Source organism: Dysgonomonas sp. ZJ279, assembly GCF_011039205.1.
Taxonomy (GTDB): domain Bacteria; phylum Bacteroidota; class Bacteroidia; order Bacteroidales; family Dysgonomonadaceae; genus Dysgonomonas.
In genome coordinates this window covers 1-3975 of the sequence record NZ_JAAKEL010000011.1, presented here as the reverse complement: position 1 = coordinate 3975, position 3975 = coordinate 1, and the positions used below count along the sequence as shown (strand labels likewise).

The 3975-nt window shown below is 42.3% G+C and carries 2 protein-coding genes; both read left to right on the top strand.

Going from position 1 to position 3975, the window contains the following annotated elements; all coding sequences use genetic code 11:
- Positions 1-2061 (top strand): multicopper oxidase domain-containing protein (locus tag G7Y57_RS11850; RefSeq protein WP_165024280.1); only part of this gene is annotated, 2061 nt, incomplete at its 5' end.
- A gap of 64 nt (positions 2062-2125) precedes the next feature.
- Positions 2126-3975 (top strand): heavy metal translocating P-type ATPase (locus tag G7Y57_RS11845; RefSeq protein WP_165024278.1); only part of this gene is annotated, 1850 nt, incomplete at its 3' end.

The following is a 3975-nucleotide window of genomic DNA, read 5'->3' as shown; positions in this document are numbered from 1 at the left end:
GCTGCTAACGGTCAAATCCCGATGCCGACACTTTATTTCACCGAAGGAGATACGGCAGTAGTGGATGTGCATAACAATATGATGCACGAAACATCTATTCACTGGCATGGTCTGCTTTTACCCAACGAACAGGATGGAGTTCCTTATCTCACCACTGCGCCTATTGAACCGATGTCGACTCATCAATTCAAGTTTGTGATTCGCCAAAGCGGAACATACTGGTATCATTCACATACCATGTTGCAAGAACAAGTAGGTATGTACGGAGCAATAGTGATTCATAAGCCCAACGAGCCTGTAATGAACGAAGAGGTAGTTTTACTTAGCGATTGGAGTGACGAGAATCCTCATGAGATAGAGCGCTCATTACATTATGGGACAGACTGGTATGCAATTAAGAAAAATGCAGTACAGAGTTATGGTGAAGCACTCAAAAGTGGAAATTTCAAAACGAAGCTTACCAATGAGTGGAAGCGTATGAATGCTATGGACGTTAGTGATGTCTATTACGAACGGTTTTTAGTAAATGGTGCAAGTGAGCAACAAGAAAAGAAATATAAGGCAGGCGATAAAGTTCGGTTGCGGGTTATAAATGGCAGTGCCTCTACCTATTTCTGGGTTACCTATTCGGGAGGTAAAATGTCGGTGGTGGCAAGTGACGGCATGGATGTGGAACCAGTAGAGGTAGACCGATTCATTGTTGGAACATCCGAAACGTATGATGTTATAGTCACAATACCTGCCGATGGAACAGCTTATGAGCTTCTAGCAACAGCGGAAGACAGAACTGGTTCTGCATCACTTTGGCTCGGAGATGGAATTAAGCAAGTAGCAAAACCTTTACCCCGTTTGAAATACTTCGAAGGGATGAAGATGATGAACGATATGATGACCATGGGTGGTGATATGAAAGATATGGGTATGAATATGAGTCTTCAACAAATGGATATGAATGCAGTGATGTATCCCGAAATAACAGGCGATGGAATGTCTGATATGCCATCGATGCAAGATAGTACGAGTCATGCCCATCATGCCGAGTCACAGGACGATATTGTTACGCTAAATTACGCCATGTTGAAATCTCCCGTAAAAACGACATTGCCCGATGTTTCTTTTAGAACACTGAATTTTGAGCTAACAGGAAATATGAATCGGTATGTATGGACTATAAATAATAAAACGGTTTCTGAAAGTGATAAAATATTAATCAAAAAAGGTGAGAATATACGTATTGTCATTAAAAATAACTCAATGATGCGCCACCCGATGCATTTGCACGGACACTTTTTCCGCGTAGTAAATGAGCATGGCGAGTACTCACCGCTGAAGAATGTATTGGATATTATGCCAATGGAAACAGACACGATTGAGTTTAATGCCGCTGAAGAGTATGGCGATTGGTATTTTCATTGTCACATTCTATATCATATGATGGCGGGAATGGGACGTATATTTTCTTACGAAGATTCACCTCCTAATCCGCAGATACCCGATCCGAAAGAAGCTCTTAAAAAGGTATATAACGATGATCGGCGTTTCTTTCTTGGAGGTCAGATTGGCTTAGAAAGCAACGGTAGTGATGGAAATATGTCGCTGATGAATACCCGATGGATAGTATCTACCGAGTGGAGAATCGGACTGAATAAAATACATGGTTTTGAAACAGAAGCCCGAATCGGACGGTTTCTTGATCAAAAGCAATTTCTAGTGGCTTATGCAGGCTGGGATTGGTTTTACAGAGAAGGCGGACGGAGAGAAAAAAACTTGTTTGGGCAAACCAGTAATCAGAAGAATTGGGGAGCATTTACCGTTGGATTACAATATACTTTACCCTTTTTGCTTGTAACTCAATTACAGGTCGATCATACAGGTTATGTTCGTGCTCAACTAAGAAGAGACGATATCCCCGTTACAAAACGTTTGCGACTATGGGGTATGATCAATACCAATATCGAATATGCTTTTGGTGCCAGATATATACTCACTAAATATGTTTCGGCTTCGACTCATTACGACAGTGACATGAAATTCGGTGCTGGGATTACTTTAACATATTGATATTTAACGGTAATTTATAAACTATCTTCGTGGTACACGATAAAAATAATTAATATTAATTAGAATGAGTCATTCATATAGAATAGACGGCATGACCTGTAACGGTTGCCGTGCAAGAATTGAAAAAGCACTGAACGGAATCATGGGCATAGAGGCGGTTGTCACACTCAACCCTCCTATTGCAAGTATCACAATGGATAAGCATATTCCGACCGAACAATTACAAGAGGCTTTGTCTGCCATAGGTAATTATACCATATCACCCGACAACGGCGAGAACAAGCACAATGAGAAGGCATCGTGTTGCAGCGTTGTTCCGCAAAAGCCCATCGTGATACCTAAAGATATTCAGGCAGATGGAATATACTACTGCCCGATGTACTGCGAGGGAGACAAGGTTTACCAGAAATCAGGTAACTGTCCTGTCTGTGGTATGAACCTAGAGAAGAAGCCAACCTTGCAAGTGGCTTCTGCAAAGTATGCCTGCCCCATGCACTGCGAAGGTGATAAAGTGTACGATAAGCCCGGGAATTGCCCTGTGTGCGGCATGGATTTAGTAGCGATAGCAACTCAGGATAAGGACGAGAATAAATCGTATCGTGATTTGCTTCGTAAATTTTGGATTGCCATCGTCTTTACTATTCCTGTATTCTTACTTGCCATGCTGGGTATGATACATGGGTTTTCGGACGTTGTTCATCCAAAACTTTCAAGTTGGTTGCAGTTCGGATTTACCATTCCCGTAGTATTTTATGCCGCATGGATGTTTTTTGAGCGGGCATGGGTTTCTATCCGAACTATGAAGCTCAATATGTTTACCCTGATTGGTATTGGAACGGGAGCTGCATTTTTGTTCAGTATCGTAGGTTTGTTATTTCCTTCGGTCTTTCCCGATCAACTCAAGGATAGTATGGGTAATGTCCACCTCTATTTTGAGGCAACGGTGGTTATTCTTACATTAGTGTTACTTGGGCAACTCTTAGAAGCTAAGGCACATGGTCGTACTAATACTGCGTTGAAAGAACTATTGAAGCTTGCACCAACCGAAGCAACCCTTGTTGTTGAGGGACATGACCAAAAAATCAGTATTCAAGACATAAAGAAAGGCGATATATTACGGGTTAAACCCGGAGAAAAGATACCTGTAGACGGTTACATACAAAAAGGCGAAAGCAGCATTGACGAATCGATGATTACCGGCGAGCCAATCCCTTCGGATAAAAAAGAGGGCGACAAGGTCAGCTCAGGAACTATCAACGGTACAAAATCATTCACAATGGTTGCCGAACGTGTGGGCGATGAAACGCTATTGTCGCAAATAATAGCGATGGTCGACAGTGCAAGCCGTTCAAAAGCTCCCATTCAGAAGTTAGCGGATAAAGTTTCGGGCTGGTTTGTTCCGATAGTGATACTTATTGCAGTTGCTACTTTCGTTGTATGGGCTATATGGGGCGGCAATTCCGCTTATGTTTTTGCCATTAGCAATGCCATTGCCGTGTTGATTATCGCCTGTCCATGTGCCCTGGGTTTGGCAACGCCCATGTCTGTTATGGTTGGCGTAGGCAAAGGTGCTCAGAACGGTATATTAATTAAAAATGCCGAGGCTCTTGAACGAATGGATAAGATAGATGTATTGATAACCGATAAAACAGGAACGATTACCGAAGGCAGGCCATCTGTCGAAAAGATGATACCATTGGGTGACTTTACCCAAGAAGAGGTGGTGCATTACAGCGGCTCGATCAACATTCACAGCGAACATCCACTGGCTGAGGCTGTAGTTAAATATGCAAAAGAAAATAATGCTGCTTTAGCAGAGGTATCTGAATTCGAAGCCATTGCCGGGCAAGGGGTAGTTGGTACAATCGAAGGAAAACGGGTAGCATTGGGAAATAAAAAGTTAATTGAGTCTAT